The following is a 21,310-nucleotide window of genomic DNA, read 5'->3' on the forward strand; positions in this document are numbered from 1 at the left end:
TGGCTGGGGACGCGGCCGGGCGGGCGTCGGGTCACGGTACGTCGCCGCGATAGATCGGCTCCAATTCCGAGGCGTGTTCGGCCATCGTCTTGGGCGGGCGGACGCCCCGGCGGAGCCGCTCGGTCAGCCCGGGCTCGCGGACGCAGCGGACGATGCTCCCGGCGAGATCGAAGCGATCGTTGGCGCGGAAGAGCAGGCCGTTGACACCATCCTCTATGAAATCGGGGATGCCGCCGGCGCGGGCGCCCAGCAGCGGCAGCCCGCAGGCCTGCATCTCCATCACGGTCTGCGGGCCGTTGTCCCACCAGACGCTGGGCACGACGCCGACGTCCTGGCCGCCGCACATCCACGCGATGTCCTGGGGCTCGTAGCCGTGGACGACGCGGAGGCCGGCGAGCCTGGGCTCGAGCCGGCGGAAGCGGTATTCGATCGACTCACCGCCGCCCGCGAAGACCGAGAGCTCGATGCTGCACAGCACCTCGGGCGTGAGCATCTCCAGGGCGTCGGCCAGCATCGACACGCCCTTGTACCAGTGGTTGACGCCGATGAACAGCAGACGCAGCGGGCGGGTGTCGCTCGCCGGGCGAGGCGGAGGATCGAAGAGCAGTTCGCGGTTGGCCGCAACCAGCTCGTGTGCGATGGTGCCAATGTGGATCGTGCGGATGCGGGCCGCGTCCACGCCATGGGCGACGTACTTGTCGCGGACGAATGAGGAGACGGCGTGCACGAGGTCGCAGCGATTGAGGGCGTCGACCATCGCCCGGCGGCGCTCGGAGTAGGGCGTGGGCTCGCCGTTGGTCAGCGGCTCGGCATCGGCGACGTTGTCGAAGGTCCGCCAGGTCTCGTGCTCGGGCTGGCACCAAGCGCGAGCGGCCGCCCACTGGCGGACGACGAGGGTCATGCCGCGCGCCTCGTCCGCGGCTTCGATGGCCCCGGGCTCGGCGTCCGCGGCGACTCCCGGAGGGGGCGGCGGACTGGACGGAGGATCGGGTCGGAATCGGCGGAGCAGGCCGAGCCGCGGGCGGCGCGTCGGCGTCCTTGGCGCAGGAGCCGCCGGAGGCGGGGCATCGAAGGGGAGCGGCTCGCCGGGGTAGGCCGCCGCCCGGCGGGCCCGTTCGGCGGCGGGGTCGGGGCACTCGATGCAACCCTCGCAGGATCGGCCGCCGTCGTAGTCGGTGCACAGCCGGCGGTGGCGGTGCATGAAGTAGACCTGGGGGCACAGCGTGTGGTAGTTGTGCAGGCTGTAGATGAGCCGGCAGCCCGCCTGGCGAGCCACATCGAGGCAGTCCAGCGAGAAGCCCTCCAGCGACTGCACGTGGACGGCGGCGGGCTGCTCGACGCGGAGCACATCCGCAAAGGCCTCCGCCAGCGAGGGGGACGCGATCTCCGCCTCGGGCTCGCGAAATTGCAGCAGCGAGGGGGCCAGCACGGGGCTGTTGACGATCTCGTAGGCGCGGATGCCCATCCAGTCGGGGTGGCGGCGGGCGGCACAGCGGCCGGACGCGCCGTTGGCATCGGGCACGTAGGTCGTGCCGCTGCTGATGGTCGAGACCGCGTGGCCCCGCGAGGCGAGCTCAAGGGCCAGCGCCTGGGCGTACCCCGAGATGCCGCCACGCCGGGCGCCATCCCAGATCTTGGCCCAGTTGAGCATCAGGATCCGCACGATCGAGGCTATCGCGGCGTCTAGGGGCCCGGCGGCGCGGGGTGCGTGTCGGGCAAAAGAAAGCGGCCCGGATTGCTCCGGGCCGCCTCACGTCTCAGAGCGGTCGAGATGGGCCCCTTGCCGACCGTCGCCGATCGGCTTGGCGGTTCCGCGTGAACGGTCCCGCACGAGATTGTGCTGACGATTTCTCGCTGCAGATCGCTCTGCGTGGCCCTGCGATTGGTCCGCTTCGCATGGCCGCGAGTCTAAGGACATCCCTTAGAAAGGAGGTGATCCAGCCGCAGGTTCTCCTACGGCTACCTTGTTACGACTTAGTCCCAGTCACCGAACTCGCCGTGGGCACCACTGAAACGTGGCGACTTCGGGCGCTCCCGGCTTCCATGACTTGACGGGCGGTGTGTACAAGGCTCAGGAACGTATTCACCGGAGCGTAGCTGATCTCCGATTACTAGCGATTCCGACTTCATGCAGGCGAGTTGCAGCCTGCAATCCGAACTGGGGCGTGCTTTTTGCGATTTGCTCACCGTCACCGGCTTGCATCGCTCTGTACACGCCATTGTAGCACGTTTGCATCCCTGGGCATAAAGGCCATGAGGACTTGACGTCATCCCCACCTTCCTCCGGTTTGACACCGGCAGTCTCGCTAGAGTCCTCGCCATGACGCGTTAGTAACTAGCGATAGGGGTTGCGCTCGTTAAGGGACTTAACCCGACACTTCACAGCACGAGCTGACGACAGCCATGCAGCACCTGTGCATGCTCCACCCTTGCGGGTTAGCCCTGCTTTCACAGGGTTAATTCATGCATGTCAAACCCAGGTAAGGTTCTTCGCGTTGCCTCGAATTAAGCAACATGCTCCACCGCTTGTGTGAGCCCCCGTCAATTCCTTTGAGTTTTAGCCTTGCGACCGTACTCCCCAGGCGGCACACTTAACGCTTTCGCTTCGACCGGAAAAGGGTCAGACCTCCTCCGATCTAGTGTGCATCGTTTACGGCGTGGACTACCAGGGTATCTAATCCTGTTTGCTCCCCACGCTTTCGTGCATGAGCGTCAGGACAGGCCCAGGGTGCCGCCTTCGCCTTCGGCATTCCTGTCGATATCTACACATTTCACCGCTCCACCGACAGTTCTGCACCCCCCTACCTGCCTCAAGACCGACGGTTCACCCCGCAGTTCCCCGGTTGAGCCGGGGCATTTCACGGGATGCCTGAAGGTCCGCCTGCGCACGCTTTAAGCCCAGTGATTCCGATTAACGCTTGGGCCACTCGTCTTACCGCGGCTGCTGGCACGAGTTTAGCCGGCCCTTCCTTTGGACCTGATCGTTGGTTCTAGGTCCTGACAGTGGTTTACGACGCAGAGCGCCTTCATCCCACACGCGGCATTGCTCCGTCACGCTTTCGCGCATTGCGGAAGATTCGTCGCTGCAGCCTCCCGTAGGAGTCCGGGCAGTGTCTCAGTCCCGATGCGGCGGGCCATGCTCTCACACCCGCTACCCGTCTTCGGCTTGGTGGGCCGTTACCCCACCAACAACCTGATAGGACGATCGCCGCTCCCAGCTTCCTCCGTAGAGCACATGGGGTATTACCGCCGGTTTCCCGACGCTATCCCCCGCACTGGGGTACGTTCGATCGCGTTACTCGCCCTTTCGCCGGTGTCCCCCGAAGGTTCTCCCAGACTTGCATGCTTTAGCCATGCCGCCAGCGTTCAATCTGAGCCAGGATCAAACTCTTCAATTGAACCGGCCGCCCCGCTTTACGCGACGCAGCCGACAACCAAAGGCCGATCCGACAAAACCACCGCGGATCCTCTCGCGAGGCCGCAATGGCGGTCGTTTCCGGATGCCGAGGCATCCGGCCGCCGTCGGCTAGACGGCGGATCGTTGGCGTACTCAAAAGTGCCCGCCCTGGAATGGGGCGAGCGATTCACAAGAGTGCCAACCGGTAGAGCCTGTGAAAACTCCACCAGCGTTGGACCGGGCGATGCCGGTTCCTGCCAGGAACCACCGGGTGAACACCGGCTGCATCGCCTCACACTCTCGAGGGCAATTCTCGACCGCTCGGATTTCAGAGAGCTTCGAGCCCGACCGGCATCCGCTGGCCTTCGTCGAAAACGCCTCCAGCGTTGTCTGGAGGCGGTGGAGATATTACCGCCCCATCGACGGGGGTCAAGCATCCGGCGGCGGTGGGCTCCAGTTTTTTTGGCTAGCCCCGCCAGGCTGCCCGTCCTCGCGCACGCCCTGCCGCATGCCCTCCGCCACTGGCGGGCGTCGCTCGGGCCCGTCCGCCCGGGCGATGACGGCCGCCAGCATGGCCGGCGCCTCGCCCCGCGGGAACGCCGCCGACAGGGCCCGCACGGCCTCGCTCATGGTGGCGCCGGTCGTCAGCACATCGTCAACGACGACGAGCACGCGCAGGCCCGCGAGATCCGACGGCGGCACCGCGAGCGACATCGTGCCCCGCATGTTGCGGTGCCGCGCGACCACCGACAGCCCCGCCTGCGCCGGCACGTGCCTCCGCAGCAGGCCCCGCTGCAGCGGCAGCCCCGCGGCCCGCGCGACCGCGCGCGACAGGATGGCCGAGTGATCGATGCCCCGCGCCATCCGCCTGAGCAGCGTGCTGGGCACCGGGACGATGGCGGCTCGTTCAACGACGTCCGCTTCGCGCTCGCCGGCGTGCGCCGCGACGAGCGCGAGCCGCTCGCGGATGGCGGCGCCCAGGGCACGCCCAAGCCGCTCGCCCATCGTGGGCCAGCGATCGAACTTGAACTCGTGGATGGCGTCGCGGAGCGGACCGCCGTAGGCGCCCAGGCGCACGACGCCGCCGTAGCGCTGGCGCGCACTCCGGCAAGTAGCGCAGCGCTCGCCGTCGAATTCGTGCGGGCCAACGGTCAGGCCGCACCGCGGGCAGTAGTCGTCGGGCGCGTCTGCCGCGAAGCCGCTGGCGTCGAGCCGCTCCTCGGGAGACGGGCCCGCAGCCAAGAAGGCGCGCTCGGCGGATCGCAGGCCATCGCGGATGAGGGTCGCCATGCGGGTCACGGCTAGCCGCTGCCGGCGGGGCCCGGTGCATCCGGATCGCCGGCCTGGTCGGGCTCCGACGCGGGCGGATCGGATGCAGGCGGCTCGTCGCCCGGGCGGATCAGCCCCCGCCGCGGCATCGGTGGGCCGGCGGCGAAGGCGGCGCCGAGCCTCGCCCGCAGCAGCGCTGCGCGGGCCTCGCGGCGCTGCTCCTGGGTGAGCTCCTGCGCGACGGCCAATTGCAGGTGCGATGGCTGGCACGCGATGATCAGCCGGTTGACCAACGCCATGGACACCTGCGGCACGATGCCCACCGCGATGCCCAGCCGCAGCCGACTGAGCAGTTGCATCGCCTCGTCGGCGGCCAGGAGCCTGGCGTGCAGCAGCACGCCGACGGCCCGCCAGGCCTGATCCTCCAGCCCCCGGCGGCCTCCCTTGACGAGCCGCTGGCGGGCGGTGCGCTCGTAGGCGATGACCGAGGGCACGATCTCGGCCTCCAGTTCCTTGAGCAGAACGGCCTCGCTCTTGCCAATCGTGGTCTGGTTGCTGAGCTGGTAGAAATCGCCGCTGGCCTCGCTGCCCTCGCCGTGGGCGCCGCGGACGGTGAGGCCCAGGTCGTCGGCGGCCCGCTTGACCTTCTCGATCTCGCGGGTCATCCGCAGCGCCGGCAGGTGCAGCATGACGCTCAGGCGAGCGCCGGTGCCGATGTTGGTCGGGCACGCAGTCAGGTAGCCGAAGCGCGGGTCGAAGGCGTAGTCGACGCGGGCCTCGATGCGGTCGTCGAGGGCGTCGATCTCCTCAAGGGCGGCCGCCAGGTCGAGCCCGCTGCGCATGACCTGCAGGCGGAGGTGGTCCTCCTCGTTGATCATCACGCTCAGACGCCGCTCGGGCAGCCCGATCGCAACGGCGCGGCCGTGCATGCTCTCGCCGGGCTTGCCCATCGCGTGCTGGCGGCTGATGAGGTGCTCCTCGACGAGGGCGCCGCGGTGCATCGAGCTAGTGGACGAGAGGTCGACCCACTCGACCTGTGGCGCAAAGCCCGCGGACAGCACGACGGGCTTGAGCCGCCCCACCATCGCCGTCCGCTCGGCGGGCGAGGCGCGGTTCGGGAATCGGAAGCCCGCGATGTTGCGCGCGAGGCGCGCGCGGCTCGAGAGCACGACATCGCCGGCCTCGCCCGAGCCCGCGAGCCAGCCGTCGGCGCCATCGCTTGCGCCGGCGTCGGGCCCGCGGCCCGCGCCGGTTCCTCGCCGGGGCTTCATGCGGGCGGCCCTCCGGAATCGACTTCGCGGGGGTCGTCCTCGTCGCTCGTGCCACCATCGAGGCGGCGGAGTTCGTCCCGCAGGGCGGCGGCCCGCTCGTACTGCTCCATCGCGAGCGCCTCATCGAGCTGGCGGCGGAGCTGCGCGGCCCGCTCGGCCCGCTCGGCGGCGCCGCCCAGCACCCGCTCCACCGCGCCCGCGTCCCCCCCCTGGGCGATCGCCAGCAGCCGCCTGGGCGTCTTGCCGATGTGGTGCGTCCCGCCCTGGTGGGCCCGCTCGATGAGCGGGCTCAGCTTGTCGGCGAAGGTGCCGTAGCACGACGAGCAGCCCAAGAGGCCGTGCTGCCGGAAGGCCGCGTAGCTCAGCTCGCACTCGGGGCACCGCAGCCCCTGGGCGGGCTTCTGGACCGAGACGGTCGCCATGGGGCTGGGCCCGGCGGCGGTCGACGAGGTCGTGACGAGCCCCAACTCGTTGGCGTGCCGCTCGCAGAGGTGCTGCTTGATGATCTGGCCGTTGGCGACGGTGGTCTCGTGGACCGTGGCTTCCTCGTCGCAGTGGTCGCACTTCATAGAAGGGAAGGGTAGGGCGTGGCGAGGGGGACTAGGCATCGGGCATCGGGCATCGGGCATCGGGCATCGGGCATCGGGCATCGGGCATCGGGCATCGGGCAATGGGCAATGGGCAATGGGCAATGGGCAATGGGGCGGATTGTCCGAGCCGCGGGCGTGAGCACGCGGGCTCACGCCGGCACCGCGACTGGGCTTGCCCGCCGTGCGCACCAAAAAGGCCGCGTCTCGCGGCCCCATTGCCCATTGCCTAGTCCCCACTGCCCCGGCCGCAGGCCGCTAGCCGCCGGCCTGTTCCTTCTGCTGGCGGGTGTAGCCGTACTTCCGCTTGAGGGGCTTGACCACCAGGCCGCTCTTGATCGCCCGGGTGCTGGCGAGGATCTTCTGCGGGCGGCCGTCGATCACGGCGTTGACCTTCTGGAGGTTGGGCCGGAAGGTGCGGCGGGTGATGCCGGTGGTCTTCAGGCCGAAGCCGCCCTTGGAGATCTTGGCGCCGCCATAGGTCTTCTGCTTGCCGAAGCGGGTCTTCTTGCCGGTGAAATGGCACTCGTAGGGCATGGCGGGGCTCCTGCTGGGCAGCCATGCTAGGCGGCATCATCCGCCGGCAACGCTCCGAGGCTGCCTGTGCCGGGGCCGTCACGAGACTGGGTTGCAGGTATTATCGGATCTCAAGTCTTTTCTGGTCCTTAAGAGGGAGATGAAGATGCAGCATGGACTCACTCGGATGATTGCGGCGGCCGCGGGCCTCTCGATGGCGGGCACCGCTCTGGCCCAGTTCGGCGGCTTCGGCGAGTTGTTGGCCCAGCGCGTCTCGATCCGCGAGATCGTCCGCGACCTGGAGGGCGGCGACGTCGACGGCGATGGGCTGCCCGACATCGTGTTCATCGACAACACGGCCCGCGTGTCGTTCTTCTCGGGCTTCAGCGATGGCGTGTTCGATGGACCGCGCAGGGAAATCGTTGAGCCCGATGCCGCGGGCCGCGCCATCGAACTGGCCGACTACGACCGCGACGGCGACCTCGACCTGCTCCGCGTAGCCGACGTCAACACCGGCGATTTCCGTGCGTACCGCAACGACGGCTCGGGCAACTTCGAGTTCGACTTCGCCGTCACCGGATTCGGTAGCGTGCCCGCCTTCTCGTCGCTGTCCTTCGGGGATTTCGAGGGCGACGGCGACGAGGACCTGTACGCACTCATCAGCGACGGCATCGTCGTCTTCGAGAATACCGGCTCGACCTTCTCGCGCACGCCCATCGTCCAGCAACTGCCAGCCTTTACGGGCCTGCGGCTCGCCACGGGCGACATCGACGGCGATGGCCGCGACGACGCGGTGGCAACCAGTTCGTCCAACGACAGCGTGTACGTTCTCCGCAGCGAGGGCACGAGATTCACCGAGACCGATCGTTTCAGCCCGGGCCTCTCGCTCATCGACATCAAGCTCGTCGATATCGATCTCGATGGCGCCCTGGACATCATCACGACCAATACCGGCGGCGATCCCGATCGCGTCAGCGTGTATCGCAACGACGGCTCGGGCGACTTCGACTTCGACTATGCCTTGTCGCTCGAGAATCCCTTCGAGGTCGAGGTCGCCGACATTGATTCCGATGGCGACCAGGACGTGATCGTCGCTCGCGAGGCCGGATTCGATCCGCAGCGCATCGTGGTCTACCTCAACGACGGCAGCGGCGCCTTCGATCTCCAGGCGGAGGAATGGGACGTCTGCGATGGCGACATCGACTTCTTTGAGCTCATCGACGTCGATGGCTCGGGCGGCCCCGACCTAGTCAGCGCCGTCGGCTTCTTCAGCCAGTGCTTCACCGTCCGGTTCAACCAAACGCCCTTCTCGGCCCCGGGCGGCTTTGCCCTCGTCAGCCCGCCGGACGGCGCCGCCGGCCTCGCCCCGCCCGCCCAGGTGTCGGCCTGGGGCGGCGAGGTCCGCCCGCAATTCCAGTGGGAGCGGGCCACGGGATTCGACGTCCGCTACGACGTGCTCGTGGCGCTGTCGCCCGACCTGGGCGACCCGGTATTCGAGGCCGTGGGCATCGACGGCCGCTTCGCCGACGCGGGCGGCGCGGCGCTGCAGCCCGGCACGACCTACTTCTGGGGAGTGACCGCCCGCAACGCCGCGGGTGAGACCCTCGCCGGCCCGTTCACGTTCACCACGGCCGCGAGCGGCAGCGACTGCCCGGCGGACTTCGACGGCGACGGCGAGCTGACGCTCTTCGACTTCCTGGCGTTCAGCAACGCCTTCGACGCGGGCTGCCCGTAGGTCGTTCGGGCCCCCCGCCACGGACGAGTCGTCCGCGTGCCGAACCGTCGTGCTCTGGTTGGGTCTCCGTGGACCGACGCCCGCACGGAGCCGCGGACGGCTGCGCGGAGGGCTCGCGGGATTGGGTTGTTTCTTGGCGCTCGCTTCGCGGCCTAACGGCCGGGCCGCGAGGGACCGCTCGCGTCCGATCAATGCGCAGCGGACGCGAGGAGGCGTTGCTTTGCTCCGCCCCCAGTGCCTAGTGCCCAATCCCCAGTGCCCACGCCGCCTCAGCCGCGAGAGAGGTTCTCCCGCTTCATCATCAGGCTCAGCGTCTGCGCGATCAGGTCTATGTCGCGGCTGGTGAGCTGGCTGTGGAAGGGCAGCGCGATCGTCCGGTCGGCCACCGACTCGGCGATCGGGAAGCTGCCCGCGTCGTAGCCGCAGCCGTCGGGGCCGCACCGCGCGTAGTGCGGCATCAGGTGGATGCACGGGAAGTAGGGGGCACACCCGATGTCGTGGTTCCGCAGCCCGCGGACGATGCGGTCGCGCTCCTCGGCGGTGTATCCTCGCTCGAGGCGGATGGTGAACACGAACCAGCTCATGCTGGTGCCGCTCTCGATGGTGGGCAGGATGATGCCCGGCACGTCCATGAGGCGGTCGAGGTACTCGGTGGCGACGAGTCGCCGGGCTTCGATCAACTCCTCGAGGCGGCCCATCTGGGCAACGCCCAGGGCGCAGCTGAGCTCGTCGAGACGGTAGTTGTACCCCAGCCGCTCGTGGCTCAGCCAGCTGCCGGTGGTCGCGTGCTCGTAGCCGGGCTCGTCGTCGAGGTCGAGGCCCTCGACGGGCCGGCCGTGGTTGCGCAGCGAGCGGCAGAGATCGGCGAGTTGGGCGTCGTCGGTCACGATCATGCCACCCTCGCCCGTGGTGATCTGCTTGTTGGGGTAGAAGCCGAAGACGCCCGCGCGGCCGAAGCTGCCGCACTTCGTCCTGCCGAGGCGCGTGCCGAGCGCCTCGCAGCAGTCCTCGATGAGCGGGATCTCGTGCTTGTTGGCGATGGCCACGTACCGGTCCATGTGCGCGGGGTTGCCGAAGGCCTCGACGGCGAGAATGGCGCGGGTGCGCTCGGTGACGGCAGCCTCGACCCTATCGGGGTCCATGTTGAGGCTGCGCGGGCAGATGTCCACGAAGACGGGCTTCGCACCGGCATAGAGGATCGAGTTGGCGCTCGCAACGAACGAGAACGGCGTGGTGATCACTTCGTCGCCCGGCCGGATGCCCAGCGCCAGCAGCGTCAGGTGCAGCCCGGCGGTGCCCGAGGACACCGCGACGCCGTGGGTGCAGCCGGCGGCCTCGGCCACGAGCGACTCGAAGGCCTCCTGCATCGGCCCGATGCTCAGCCGCCCGCTCCGCAGCGTGCGGACGACCGCGTCGACCTCGGCCTGCGTGATGTCGGGCCGGCTCAGCGGGATTTCGCTCGTCTGTCGTGGGTCCAAGGAGAGGCCGATCCCGCAAGAGTCTGCGTTGCGTGTGCCGATGGTCAGCCGGATCTCGACCGCAACGACCGGGCGATGCGGGCCGACAGCTCCTCGATCGGTTCACCGTCGAGGGGGCAGCCTACGCCGACGATCTCGCAGTCCTGGATCTGCTTCTCGATCCGCCGCACGGCCGTGATCACCGAGGAGTGGTTGGGCCGGCCCATCGCCGTAGCGATCTCGGGATAGCTCGAGGCCGTCAGTTCCCGGGAGAGCCGGGCGACGAGGGCCCGTGCGAGGACCACCCGGCGATGCCGTCCCCGGCCGGCGAACTCGGCCGATCCCACGCCGAGCACCTCGCAGACGCGGGTGATGACCTCCTCGACGCGGACCGGGGCATCGGCCACGATCGGGCGGCGGCGGCCCAGCGCCTGGGTGACCGTCGACATCGCAACGACTCCCGCGTCGGCCCGCCGGTCCGCGCGAGCGCCCGCGGCGCCGGCGTCCCGGGTGAGCAGATTGTGGAACGCCTCGACGCGGGCCAGGGCGCCCTCGAGGTCGCGGAACGAGCCGACTCGTGCGGCGTCGCCGTGCGAGACCGCGTGGGAGATCTGCTGGGCGACCTCGGCGGGCAGCGTCAGGCCGCGACGCCGCGCCAGGCGGTGGACCATTGCCAGCCGAAGCTCGTCGTCGGGCGGCGACAGCTCCACGATGAGCCCGCTCGAGAGCCGCGAGCACAGCTGCTTGCCGAGCCCGGTGACCTCTCGTGGGTGCTCATCGGAGGCCAGCACGAGCCGGGCGCCATCGTGGAGGATCTGGTCGAGCGTGTGCAGCAGTTCGGCCTTTGTCGCGTCCTTGGTGGCCAGGAAGTGGACGTCATCGAGGCACAGCAGCGACACGCCGCGGTATTGCTCTCGGAAGGCATCGGTGGCCTTGGTGCGCAGGGCCGCGAGGAAGCCGTTGGTGAACGACTCGGCGGTGACGTAGCGGGCGCGGCCGACGCCGCCGGCGTCTCCGAAGGCGCGGGCGATGCCCCGCAGCAGATGGGTCTTGCCCAGCCCGCACCCGCCGTGGAGCACCAGCAGGTTGCCGCCGGGAGGCTCGGCGGTCGGGTCACCCGCGGCGCACGCGGCGGCGTACGCCAAGCGGTTGCCCCCGCCGACGACGAAGTCCGCAAGCCGCGGAGCGCGATCGGCGGGCTTCGATGCCCGGCGGGACGGGGCTTCGGCCGGTGCCGGCGAACGCGGCGGCATCGCCTCGGCCGGCGGATCGGCTTCGGCCGGGAACGCCGATGCGTCCTCGGTGAATCGAACCGCCGCGCCGCCCGCCAGCTCTTCCAGCTGCGGACGGAAGCGTTGCTCGAAGATGTTGATCAGGAAGGCCGACACCACGCGGACGTGCAGCCCTCGCTCGTCGAGTTCGAGCCGTGCGCCGCGGGAGAAGTACCGCTCGTAGGCGGCGGGCCCGATGAGCCCGGCGAGCCGGGCGACTAGCTGGTCGCCATCCGATGCACTCGTTGCAACCGCGCTCGATCCGCCAGTGCTCGCCGGCGGCTGCCCGGCACGAGATGGGGCACCACCACCGAGGGGTCGCGCCGGACGCCCAGGGGCAACCCGCCGATGCCGCGCGGCGGTGCCAATCGCCTCGCGGCCCGGAATGCGGAGGCCGGCCGCAGCGGCGTCGCCCGTGAGCCCGTCGGCGGCATCACCGATCACCTCCCCCTGATCCGGCGTGGCGGGCCACGCGGCTTGCTCCAATTCCACACCGTCCGTGCGCATCGCTGCCAATTCCGGACCCGCTTTCTGGCCTGCATCGAGCCAAAGCAACAGCCCCCCGCGCTCGCCACGCGGCTGCGACAACATCCCCGAGTCCATTCATCCTGCGGCAGCGAGCGCACGGGCCTCGTGCGATCCTCGCATTCGGCTAGACCACCCCCACGAGCCGGCTCGCATGCCCCCAATGATCGGGGAGATGGGTGCGAGCCGCTCCGCGTCGTCCGCTGCCTGTCGCCGGTCCGTCGGCGTTGCCAGAATGTATCGAAGTCACCCCGGCAACGCTACCGGTAATCCGCATCTCCCACGCATCTCGAATCGGTTGCCCGTGCGTGCGCAGGCGTTTACGAAGACAAAGAAAACTTTAATCACAAATACACACACGCGCATGTGCGATTGGGGATAGATCGTGCACTGCGGCGCGAAACGACGCCCGGTATCGCCGCAATCAGCCGGTAGGCCCGCGTTGCATCAATCCGCACCGCGCGCCTCGAGCGGCATCACGCAGGCAACGCGGTAGTCGAAGGCGCGGAAGCCGAGCCGCTGGTACAGCCGCGTCGCCGGCAGATTCGCGACGTCCACCGCGCAGCGGAGCGACCACCGCCGGGCCGCCGCCGGGCCGAGCCTATTGGCCAGCGTGCCCAGCGCCCGCCGCAGCAGCGCCGACCCCAGGCCCCGCTGCCGCAGCGCGGGCGACACGCCCACGTACACGAGCTCGTAGCACCGCTGGTCGGCGAGGCCGGCGAGCAGCATCGCCCCCTCGGGCCGGCCCCCGGCGGCAACGACCCGCCAGATCGCCAGCGCCGGATCGCCGATCGCGGCGTGCGACGCCAGGATGTCGGCGGTGCTCCGCAGCCCGCACAGCCCCGGGCAGTCCATCGTGTCCTCGTAGCTGCGCTCCAGGCCCTCCAGGACCCGACGCAGCTCGTCGTCCGTGGCGTCGGTCGCGCGGACGGGCTCCAATTCGACGCCCCGGGGCAGCTCGGCACCCGCGGCGCCAGATTCCTCCAGGAAGTCGGGCAGCACGATGGGCCGGCGGAGGTAGGCAAGCTCGCCCACGACCTGCCAGCCGGCGGCTTCCAGGGACTGCACCGCCCAGATTTCCTCGGTCGCCGGGAGCGACTGCACGATGCCCACGGGCTGGCCCGGCAGCCCCGCCAGGTGCTCGCAGGTCGCCCGAATGCAGGCCGCACGCTCGTCGATCCGCTCGTCGTCCGCCGACACCGGGCGGCTGGCGACCAGCACGGCGCTGCGGCCGGGCGTCAGGAAGGCCACGGCGACCTCGCGGACGGTCCGGCCGGCGGGCCCCACGGTCGCCCAGGCGAGATCGGGTGCGGCCGCCGGTGCGGCCAGCGAGGCGGCGATCTGCCGCGCCTGGGATCGAGCCGACGGGCCCGAGTCCTCGACCAGCCGCTCGGCAGCGGAGAAGCGGAGAGCGGCCGGCAGCGGTCGTGGCGCGAAACCACCGGCGTCCGCGGGCGTATCCGTGGTGGTGCCGATGCGCGTGATGTCGATGCTTGCCACGGGACCCGCCCTCGCCGACGGCCCGGCGTGCGAACGGGCGGCATCGCGGCCCGCGGTGGCTCCACCGGTCGGTCGAATATAGTCTTGCGGCTCGGGACGCCCGCCGGCGTGCCCCAACCGGTTTCTGCGTCACCGCCGGGGACCCCTCTCCGGCCAGTCCCTCGGCACTCCCCGGGCACCCCCTGGGCACCCCTGGCACATGAGTCCTCGGAGATCGAGATGCCCCGCTTGACCGTTCCTGGACGTATTGCCTCCACGCTGGCCCTGGCGCTCGCGGTGGTGCTCGTGGCCGCCGCCCGCCCGCCGCAGCCCAGCCCCGTCCCGATCCGCTGGCAGCTCGACCTCGACGTGGGCCCGCTGCGGCTGGCCAGCGTCGACACGCCCGGACAGGGGCCGCAGCTGTACCTGTACATGACCTACCTGGTCACGAACAACACGGGCGAGCCCGTCCTGTTCGCGCCCAGCTTCGAGCTGAGCACGGACTCGGGACACACCGACGTCGCCGGCCAGGGCGTGCCCGCCGCGGTCACGCGGGAACTGCTCGAGCGGCTGAACAACCCGCTGCTCACCGACCAGGTCAACATGATCGGCCGGCTGCGGCGGGGCCCGGCGCAGGCCCGCGAGGGGCTGGTCGTCTGGCCCGTGCGGGACATCGACGCCGACGAGCTTCGGGTCTACATGGCCGGCTTCAGCGGCGAGACGGCCCGGATCAACCTGGTCGATCGGCACACCGGCACGCCGCGGGACGTCGTCCTCCGCAAGACGCTGATGGCCACCCACCGCCTGCCGGGCAACCTCGACGGCCGGGGCAGCGCCCCCATCGACCGCACCGAGACCCGCTGGATCATGCGGTAGGGCTCCGCTACCATCTCTGCCCGTTTGAAACGGTGTACGAATAGCCGCAGATCGACCGCCGGAGGGTTGCCGCGATGGCACACAAGAAGGGCCAGGGTTCGTCGAAGAACGGCCGCGACAGCAACCCGCAGTACCGTGGCGTGAAGCTCTACGGCGGCGAGGTCGCCCAGCCGGGCAACATCATCGTGCGGCAGTGCGGCACGAAGCACAAGCCGGGCTTCGGCGTCCGCCGGGGCAATGACGACACCCTCTTCGCCGTGCAGGCCGGCCGCGTGGTCTTCCAGGGCCGCCGGGTGCACGTCGACCCCTTCGACCACGACGCCCCGCGCCCCCGCTGGCTCGCGGCATACCACGCCGAGCACTACAAGAACAACTAGGGCGACCGGACGAAGTGGCGAAGCAAGTTCTTTCGGACAGCGCTGCCTAGCCCCAGCTCGTCAGCAACTCCCGCAATCGCGCAATCTCCCGCACCACCGCGACGGCGACGTCGAGAGGCAACTGCGTGGCCGCGTCGCTGGCGGCCTTGGCGGGGTTGGGGTGCGCCTCCAGGAACAGCGCGTGCACGCCGGCGGCGACCGCGGCCCTAGCCAGCATGGGCGCCCGCTCCGGGCGGCCGCCAGTCTGCTCGCCCGAGCCGGGCAGCTGGGTGCTGTGGGTGGCGTCGAAGCACACGGGCGGCGGACCGTCCTCGCTGAAGCCCGAGCAATCGAGCTCCATGAGGTCGCCCAATCCGATAAAGTCGGTCACCAGCCTGTGGTAGCCGAAGAAGGTGCCCCGCTCGGTGAGCATCGCGTTGCCGCAGCCGGCCTCGTGCAGCTTGCGGAGCGGGCCGAGCATCTCCCGCGGGCTGAGGAACTGGCCCTTCTTGACGTTGACGGCGCCGTCGCGTGCCGCCGCGGCCTCGCCCGCCGCGACGAGCAAATCGGTCTGGCGGCACAAGAACGCGGGGATCTGGATCAGGCCCGCGACTTCCGCCACGGGCGGGGCCTGGCCCGGCAGGTGGATGTCGGTGGTCACCGGGCAACGCAGGCCGTCGCGGATGCGGGCGAGCCACTCCAGCCCATCGCTCATGCCCGGGCCGCGCGACGAGGCGATGCTGCTGCGGTTGGCCTTGTCGAAGCTGGCCTTGAAGATGAACGGCAGGCCGCTCTCGGCGCAGGCCGCCGCCAGCGTCTGCCCCACCTCGAGACCCAGTGCGAGCGATTCGAGGGTGCAGGGGCCGCCGATGATGGCCAGCGGATGGCCCTGACCGATGCTGACTTCCCCCATGGGCCCGCCGACCGTGCACGTTCGTTGCCGCATACCCCATGATACTGGCGTGCATCCCGTACAGTCTCCCATGCTCCTGCTCGACGGTGTGCACAAGAGCTTCGGTCCGGCCCGGGCCCGCGTGGCGGCGCTCGATGGCCTGGATCTGCACGTGCGGCGGGGCGAGATTCTGGGCCTGCTGGGCCCAAATGGAGCCGGCAAGACCACGACCATCGGCATCGCCGTCGGCCTGCTGCACCCCGATCGCGGCCGCGTCACACTGGGCGAGGCGGGCACGCCGGCGGACGCGGCGATCCGCCGGACGGTCGGCATCGCTCCCCAGGAGATCGCCCTCTACGACGCGATGACCGCCCGCGAGAACCTGGAGTTCTTCGGCCGCCTGCACGGGCTGCGGCGCAGCGACGCACGGCACCGGGCCAACACGCTACTGGAGCGGGTCGGGCTCGACGGCCGCGCCGACACGGGCGTCGGCGGCTTTTCCGGCGGCATGAAGCGGCGGCTGAACCTCGCGGCCGCGCTCGTCGCGTCGCCGAAGCTGGTCCTGCTGGACGAACCCACCGCCGGCGTCGATCCGCAGTCCCGCAACGCCATCTTCGAGATCATCGCCGAGCTCCGCGACGAGGGCGTCACCGTGCTCTTCAGCACGCACTACATGGAAGAAGCCAGCCGGTTGTGCGATCGCGTGGCGATCATCGACAACGGCCGCATCCTCGCCCTCGGCACCGTCGACGAACTGGTAGCCGAGCACGGCGGACCGAGCGTGGTCGTCGTGCAGCACGCCGGCGAGGCCCGCGAGCGCCGCGTGGAGACCACGACCCCTCTGGACGAGGTCGCCCGCGTGCTCACCCTTCAGCCCGCCGGGGGCGAGGAACTGGGCGACCCATCGGCCGGCGCGACGCCGGGCCGCGTGGAGGCCCTCCGCATCGAGCCACCCGATCTCGAGTCGGTCTTCCTGGCCCTGACCGGGCGGGGGCACCGAGATTGAGCGACCGCACCCACGCAGGCCGCCTGGGCGTGCTCGCCGCGCTGGTCGCCAAGGACCTGCGGCTGCTGTCGCGCGACCGCATCGCACTGTTCTTCGCGCTCGTGTTCCCGCTGCTCTTCGGCGTGCTCTTCGGTGCGGTGTTTAGCGGCACCAGCGACGCCGAGGGTCCGCCACGCATCGCCGTCGTGCTGGTCGACCTGGACCAGACGGAGGACTCGGCGGCGCTGATCGGCCTTCTGCGGCAGCGCGAGCGGATCGAGTTCCACGACGCCGAGACGGCCGAGCACGCCCACGAACTCGTCAACGATGGCGCCGCCGACGCCTACGTGCTAATCGCGCCGGGCTTCGGCGAGCGGGCCCGGATGCCCTTCGCGGGCGAGCCCATGCGCGTCGAGGTCGGCTCGGGGCCGACCGGTCGACCGGCGCGGGGCATCCTGGGCGGCGTGGTGACCGAGGCCGCCTTCCGATTGCTCGGCGAGAACCTGGCCGACCCCGAGCGTGCGAGCGGCATGATCGAGTCGGGCCGTCGGCAGATCGAGGCGGCCGAGGGCATGGACGCGGGCCAGAAGCTGGCGTTCCGCGCGCTCATGAACGCGGCCGACGCGGCGGTGCGCTCGCAGGGCGGCGGCGAGACCGACGCGGACGGCGGCATCGCGTTCCAGCCGGTCGAGATCGCGCAGAACGAGATCATCGGGGGCAAGGGCGACGGCGAGATCAGCGCCTTCGCGATCAGCTTCCCGCAGGCCGTGCTCTGGGGCGTGATGGGCTGCACCGCGGGCTTCGGGCTGTCGCTCGTCAGCGAGCGGACGCGGGGCACGATGACCCGCCTCCGCGTCGCGCCCATCGGCCGGTGGCACATCGTGCTGGGCAAGGCGGTCGCGTGCCTGATGGCGACCATCGCCGTCAGCGTGGCGCTGCTCGTGGTAGCGGCGGTGGTCTTCGGCGTGCGGCCGCACGCGCCGGCGACGCTCGCCATCGCCGTGGTGTCGGTCGCACTGTGCTTCGTGGGCGTGATGATGCTCCTGGCGGCGCTGGGCACGAGCGAGGCCAGCGGCAGCGCGCTGAGCTGGGGCGTGCTGCTCACCATGGCCATGATCGGGGGCGGCGCCATCCCGTTGACCTTCATGCCCGGCTGGCTCCGCGAGATCGGCCACGTCAGCCCGGTGAAGTGGGGCATCCTGGCCATCGAGGGTGGCCTGTGGCGGGACTTCTCACCGGCCGCCATGGCCCTGCCGATAGGCATGCTGCTGGGCATCGGGGCGCTGTGCTTCGCCGCGGGCGCCGCGATCTTCGCCCGCCGCGAGGCCCACTAGCGCCGCTTCCTCGGCGGCCGCCGACCCGCCGGAGCCGCCGCCGCCCGGTTTTCCCGGTTGTGCGGGGCGACCCCCGCGCGGTACGCTGTGGACATGCCCACGGAGCCCGACGCCATGCCCCGACGCCTCCGCCGACTCCGCCGCCTGGTGATGATGTTCGCCTTCGCCACGATCGCGCTGGGCCAGCCCGCGGGCGACGAGGGCCTCGCGCTCGTCCGCCAGTCCGACCAGGCGTTGCGTGCGCTGCCCGCCATCGCCGCGACGATCGAACGCGAGGGCGTGGGCGCGCAGGCGACCCGCGAGCCGTTCGCGAGCGCCCGCGTCGTGCTCGCCCGACGGACCGACCTGCCGGCCGAGTACCAGCGGGCCGGGTTGCTCGGCGGCGACGGCGCGATGCAGTGGCGGGTGGCGGCGTTCGGCACGGCGGCCGTCGGCGGCAAGGGCCGCGGCATGCCCTTCGCCTACGTCAGCGACGGCGAGCTCGCCCGCGCGATGCACATGGAATCCGCGGACCTGGTCGAGGCGCCGGGCGAGTTCGCCCACGCACTCCTGCTCGACAGCGGCGTGCAGCTCGCACTCGAGTGGCTGATCCGCTGGGAGGAGCTCGTCGCCTCGCCCCTCGTCGACCGCGACCCCAGGATCCGCCCCACGCTCGACGGCGCCACCGTCATCAACGGCGAGGAGTGCGAGGCGATCTACGTCGATCTCGGCGATTTCGGGGGCATCGCCGAGTTCGGCGCATGGTGGTACATCAGCCTCGGCGATCGCCTACCCCGGCGGCTCGAGCTGGTCTACTACGACGTCCGCACCGCCGAGGGCACGTCGGTGGGCGACGGCATCACCCGCATCACGCTTCGGGACATCGAGATCCTGCGGAGCCCCGGCGACATCGCCCCCGCCGTGCGCAACGCGGCGGCCATCCTCGACGACTACCCGCTGAATCCCGATGCGACGCGCTACGTCATCACCGTGGCCGACGACAACCCGTTCCGGATGCTCGCGCCCGGCGGCATGGAGCTGCGGCAATTCGAGCCGCCCCAGGCCGAGCAGCGCCGCGCCATGGCGCGGCCCGAGCCGCCCTCCAACCTGCCCGCGCCCGAGTTCACGCTCGTCGACGCCGACGGCACCGAGCGCACGCTGTCGGACTACCGGGGCCAGGTCGTGGTGCTCGACTTCTGGGCGACCTGGTGCGGTCCGTGCCGCCAGATCATGCCCCAGCTGCAGGCCGTCCACGAGAAGTACGACGGCGAGGGTGCGGTCATCTTCGGCGTCAACGCCTTCGAGAACGGCGACCCCAAGGCCTTCGTCGAGGAGAACGGCTTTACATACCCCCAGCTGCTCGAGGGCGACCAGGTCGCGGCCGAGTACGGCGTGAGCGCCCTGCCCACGCTGTTCATCATCGGCCCGGACGGCAAGATCAAGCTGCGGAAGGTGGGCGCGTCGGGCGACCTCGAAGAGGTGCTGACCGAGGCGATCGAGGCGGCGCGGGGGGCGAACTAGCGGCAACCGGTCACCGTCCTATCCACCGTGACCAGCATCGCGTCTACGACGAACCTCACGCCCTGCTGGGGATGCGGCCACCCGGTGCCCCTGCAGGGCACGCCACGCTGCCCGGAGTGCGGCCGGGAGCACGACTCGCTGCCGTGCACGCGATGCAAATTCCCGGTACCGTTCGGTGAGAGACGCGTCTGCCCCGAGTGCGGCCAGCACCATCCGTGCAACACGCTGGCCCAAATACTTGCGGTTCGTCAGGCCGTCGTGGACGCCGCATCGTGGAACTCGGGACGCCACTGTGCGGGCTGGCTCGGCGTTCTGGCCGTCTACGCCCTGGGCGCCGTGGTGGTCACGCAGGATCCCGTCATGGGGCTCGTCGCGGGTGTCTGCACAGCGACGGCTCTCGGCGGCAGCATGCTGTTGATCGCGTTCGCGACCACGATCCACGCGGCCGAGAACCGCGCTGCCCGGGCCTTGTGGGTACGGCACTTCTGGCTGCTCCACACGCCGTGGCTGGTGGCGCCGATGATGGCGGCGGTCGCGATCGCCACAGCGGTCCTGTGGCCGGGCCCGAATGCGGCCAACTACGCGTTCGCCGCGCTTGCCGTGGGTGCATCGTTCTGGCTGATTGGCTGCGCGGTTGCGTTCGCGGCATGGCAGCGGAGGATGGCTGCCGACGCGGCACGGCTCCGCCTTGGCCGGGGCATCCGGCATCGGGTGTACGTCGCCGGAGCGGCCTGCATGCTCGGCGCGATGCTCCTGGGATTCCTGGCGGGTGGCGCGTCCGCCATCGGGGCCATCGTGTGGGCACCGGCGGACGAGGCCACCCGGGTCGCCACCTCCATCTGAGCAACCCCGCTACCCTTGGCCCCCTTCCGAGACGCCACCCAAGGAGCCCCGCCATGGAGACCACGCTGATCATCCTCAAGCCCGACGCCGTGCAGCGGGGGCTCGTCGGCCGAGTCATCGCACGCCTTGAGGACAAGGGCCTGCAGATCGTCGGCTGCAAGCTGATGCAGATCAGCCAGGAGCTGGCCGCCACCCACTACGGCGAGCACAAGGGCAAGCCGTTCTACGACGGCCTCGTCCGCTTCATGACCGGGGCGCCCGTGCTGGTTCTGGCCGTCCGTGGGCTGGGAGCCATCGCCATCTGCCGCAAGCTCATGGGCGCGACCTTCGGCAGCAAGGCCGAGCCCGGGACCATCCGCGGCGACTTCGGTGTCTCCAACAGCTTCAACCTGATCCACGGCTCGGACAGCCCCGAGGCCGCCGAGCGCGAACTCAAGCTGTTCTTCGGAGAGGGCGAGGTGCTCGACTACGAGCGGGCGATCAACCAGTGGGTGTACGACCTCTCCAGCGGCTCGCCGGAGTAGGCCGCGCAGCCCGCGGGCGGGGCGACGTTCGATGGTTCAGGCGGTCGAGGCGACGCGACGCGGTGTTTCCACCGCTCGGGTTTCGACCACGCGGGTCTCGACCACCGGCGCCTCGCCGGCGGATCGGCCGGGCGGAGCGTCCTCCTGCGCGATCTGGTCGGCCACCTCGCGGCGGTGGACGTCGATCGTCCGCGGGAAGTCGAACGCGAGACGGATGCGATCGCCCTTGATGGACGCGATCCGCACGACGCCGATCGGGTTGCGCGGGTCGCCCACCACGACCTCTTCGCCCTCTCTCCGTGTGATCACCAGCATGGCATGCCCCCGGGCGGCCCCACCATGGCCGCTCCACCTGGGCTGAGTGTAACCGACAGGCCCACCGAACGCGCGTCAAAAAACCCCGGCCCCTGGGGGGACGCCCCGATAACCCACAAATGGCGCACGATCCTGGGGTTATGCGATGATTCGAGGAGCGGGGCGAACACGTTATCCA

18 protein-coding genes and 1 rRNA gene are annotated in these 21,310 nt (G+C 70.3%); 8 read left to right on the top strand and 11 right to left on the bottom strand.

Features of this window, described 5'->3' with window-relative positions; all coding sequences use genetic code 11:
* Window positions 1-31 precede the first annotated feature (31 nt).
* The 6 genes from AAFX79_05275 to rpmB form a co-directional block, all read right to left on the bottom strand.
* Complete coding sequence (locus AAFX79_05275; GenBank protein ID MEO1007955.1) at window positions 32-1,663, bottom strand: glycosyltransferase; 1,632 nt, start codon at window positions 1,661-1,663, stop codon at window positions 32-34.
* A 262-nt stretch (window positions 1,664-1,925) separates the two neighbouring features.
* Window positions 1,926-3,398, bottom strand: a 16S ribosomal RNA gene (locus AAFX79_05280).
* 428 nt (window positions 3,399-3,826) lie between these two features.
* Window positions 3,827-4,687 (bottom strand): hypothetical protein, encoded by an 861-nt coding sequence (locus tag AAFX79_05285; GenBank protein MEO1007956.1) that lies wholly within the window; start codon window positions 4,685-4,687, stop codon window positions 3,827-3,829.
* Between the two features lie 11 nt (window positions 4,688-4,698).
* Complete coding sequence (locus AAFX79_05290; protein MEO1007957.1) at window positions 4,699-5,937, bottom strand: protein arginine kinase; 1,239 nt, start codon at window positions 5,935-5,937, stop codon at window positions 4,699-4,701.
* Window positions 5,934-6,506: a UvrB/UvrC motif-containing protein gene (locus AAFX79_05295; protein MEO1007958.1), complete on the bottom strand. Its 573-nt coding sequence runs from the start codon at window positions 6,504-6,506 to the stop codon at window positions 5,934-5,936. The genes AAFX79_05290 and AAFX79_05295 overlap by 4 nt, the downstream gene beginning before the upstream one ends.
* 276 nt (window positions 6,507-6,782) lie before the next feature.
* Window positions 6,783-7,061, bottom strand: coding sequence for a 50S ribosomal protein L28 (gene rpmB / locus AAFX79_05300; protein ID MEO1007959.1), 279 nt, complete (start codon window positions 7,059-7,061; stop codon window positions 6,783-6,785).
* A 145-nt stretch (window positions 7,062-7,206) separates the two neighbouring features.
* On the opposite strand from rpmB, the gene AAFX79_05305 reads away from it, so the two are divergent.
* Complete coding sequence (locus AAFX79_05305; GenBank protein ID MEO1007960.1) at window positions 7,207-8,775, top strand: VCBS repeat-containing protein; 1,569 nt, start codon at window positions 7,207-7,209, stop codon at window positions 8,773-8,775.
* A gap of 269 nt (window positions 8,776-9,044) precedes the next feature.
* On the opposite strand, the gene AAFX79_05310 is transcribed toward AAFX79_05305, so the two are convergent.
* The 3 genes from AAFX79_05310 to AAFX79_05320 all read right to left on the bottom strand — a co-directional run bounded on the left by AAFX79_05310 (window position 9,045) and on the right by AAFX79_05320 (window position 13,528).
* Window positions 9,045-10,253 (bottom strand): DegT/DnrJ/EryC1/StrS family aminotransferase, encoded by a 1,209-nt coding sequence (locus AAFX79_05310; protein MEO1007961.1) that lies wholly within the window; start codon window positions 10,251-10,253, stop codon window positions 9,045-9,047.
* A gap of 44 nt (window positions 10,254-10,297) precedes the next feature.
* Entirely contained in the window at window positions 10,298-12,010 is a 1,713-nt protein-coding gene (locus AAFX79_05315) for a DnaA/Hda family protein (protein MEO1007962.1), read from the bottom strand.
* 465 nt (window positions 12,011-12,475) lie between these two features.
* Window positions 12,476-13,528 carry a GNAT family N-acetyltransferase gene (locus AAFX79_05320; GenBank protein MEO1007963.1) on the bottom strand — a complete coding sequence of 351 codons (1,053 nt, stop codon included), beginning with the start codon at window positions 13,526-13,528 and terminating at the stop codon, window positions 12,476-12,478.
* Between the two features lie 219 nt (window positions 13,529-13,747).
* Here AAFX79_05320 and AAFX79_05325 point away from each other — a divergent pair, with 219 nt between their 5' ends.
* Together AAFX79_05325 and AAFX79_05330 are read left to right on the top strand one after the other, a co-directional pair.
* Window positions 13,748-14,383, top strand: coding sequence for a hypothetical protein (locus tag AAFX79_05325; protein ID MEO1007964.1), 636 nt, complete (start codon window positions 13,748-13,750; stop codon window positions 14,381-14,383).
* Window positions 14,384-14,457: 74 nt separating this feature from the next.
* Window positions 14,458-14,760 (top strand): bL27 family ribosomal protein, encoded by a 303-nt coding sequence (locus AAFX79_05330; protein ID MEO1007965.1) that lies wholly within the window; start codon window positions 14,458-14,460, stop codon window positions 14,758-14,760.
* A gap of 46 nt (window positions 14,761-14,806) precedes the next feature.
* On the opposite strand, the gene kdsA is transcribed toward AAFX79_05330, so the two are convergent.
* The gene (gene kdsA, locus AAFX79_05335) at window positions 14,807-15,685 is read right to left on the bottom strand and encodes a 3-deoxy-8-phosphooctulonate synthase (GenBank protein ID MEO1007966.1); all 879 of its coding nucleotides are present in this window, start codon (window positions 15,683-15,685) and stop codon (window positions 14,807-14,809) included.
* 37 nt (window positions 15,686-15,722) lie between these two features.
* Between kdsA and AAFX79_05340 the strand changes: the two genes are divergently transcribed.
* The 5 genes from AAFX79_05340 to ndk all read left to right on the top strand — a co-directional run bounded on the left by AAFX79_05340 (window position 15,723) and on the right by ndk (window position 20,817).
* Window positions 15,723-16,637, top strand: coding sequence for an ABC transporter ATP-binding protein (locus AAFX79_05340; protein MEO1007967.1), 915 nt, complete (start codon window positions 15,723-15,725; stop codon window positions 16,635-16,637).
* Window positions 16,634-17,950, top strand: coding sequence for an ABC transporter permease (locus AAFX79_05345; protein ID MEO1007968.1), 1,317 nt, complete (start codon window positions 16,634-16,636; stop codon window positions 17,948-17,950). The genes AAFX79_05340 and AAFX79_05345 overlap by 4 nt, the downstream gene beginning before the upstream one ends.
* 93 nt (window positions 17,951-18,043) lie before the next feature.
* The gene (locus AAFX79_05350; protein MEO1007969.1) at window positions 18,044-19,450 is read left to right on the top strand and encodes a TlpA disulfide reductase family protein; all 1,407 of its coding nucleotides are present in this window, start codon (window positions 18,044-18,046) and stop codon (window positions 19,448-19,450) included.
* Window positions 19,451-19,477: 27 nt separating this feature from the next.
* On the top strand, window positions 19,478-20,293 hold the full coding sequence (locus AAFX79_05355; protein ID MEO1007970.1) for a zinc ribbon domain-containing protein: 816 nt from the start codon (window positions 19,478-19,480) through the stop codon (window positions 20,291-20,293).
* A 53-nt stretch (window positions 20,294-20,346) separates the two neighbouring features.
* Complete coding sequence (gene ndk / locus AAFX79_05360; GenBank protein MEO1007971.1) at window positions 20,347-20,817, top strand: nucleoside-diphosphate kinase; 471 nt, start codon at window positions 20,347-20,349, stop codon at window positions 20,815-20,817.
* Between the two features lie 36 nt (window positions 20,818-20,853).
* On the opposite strand, the gene AAFX79_05365 is transcribed toward ndk, so the two are convergent.
* Window positions 20,854-21,126, bottom strand: a complete 273-nt coding sequence (locus AAFX79_05365) for a carbon storage regulator (GenBank protein ID MEO1007972.1) — start codon at window positions 21,124-21,126, stop codon at window positions 20,854-20,856.
* Window positions 21,127-21,310: the final 184 nt, after the last annotated feature.

The organism is Planctomycetota bacterium (assembly GCA_039819165.1).
Lineage (GTDB): Bacteria > Planctomycetota > Phycisphaerae > Phycisphaerales > UBA1924 > JAHCJI01.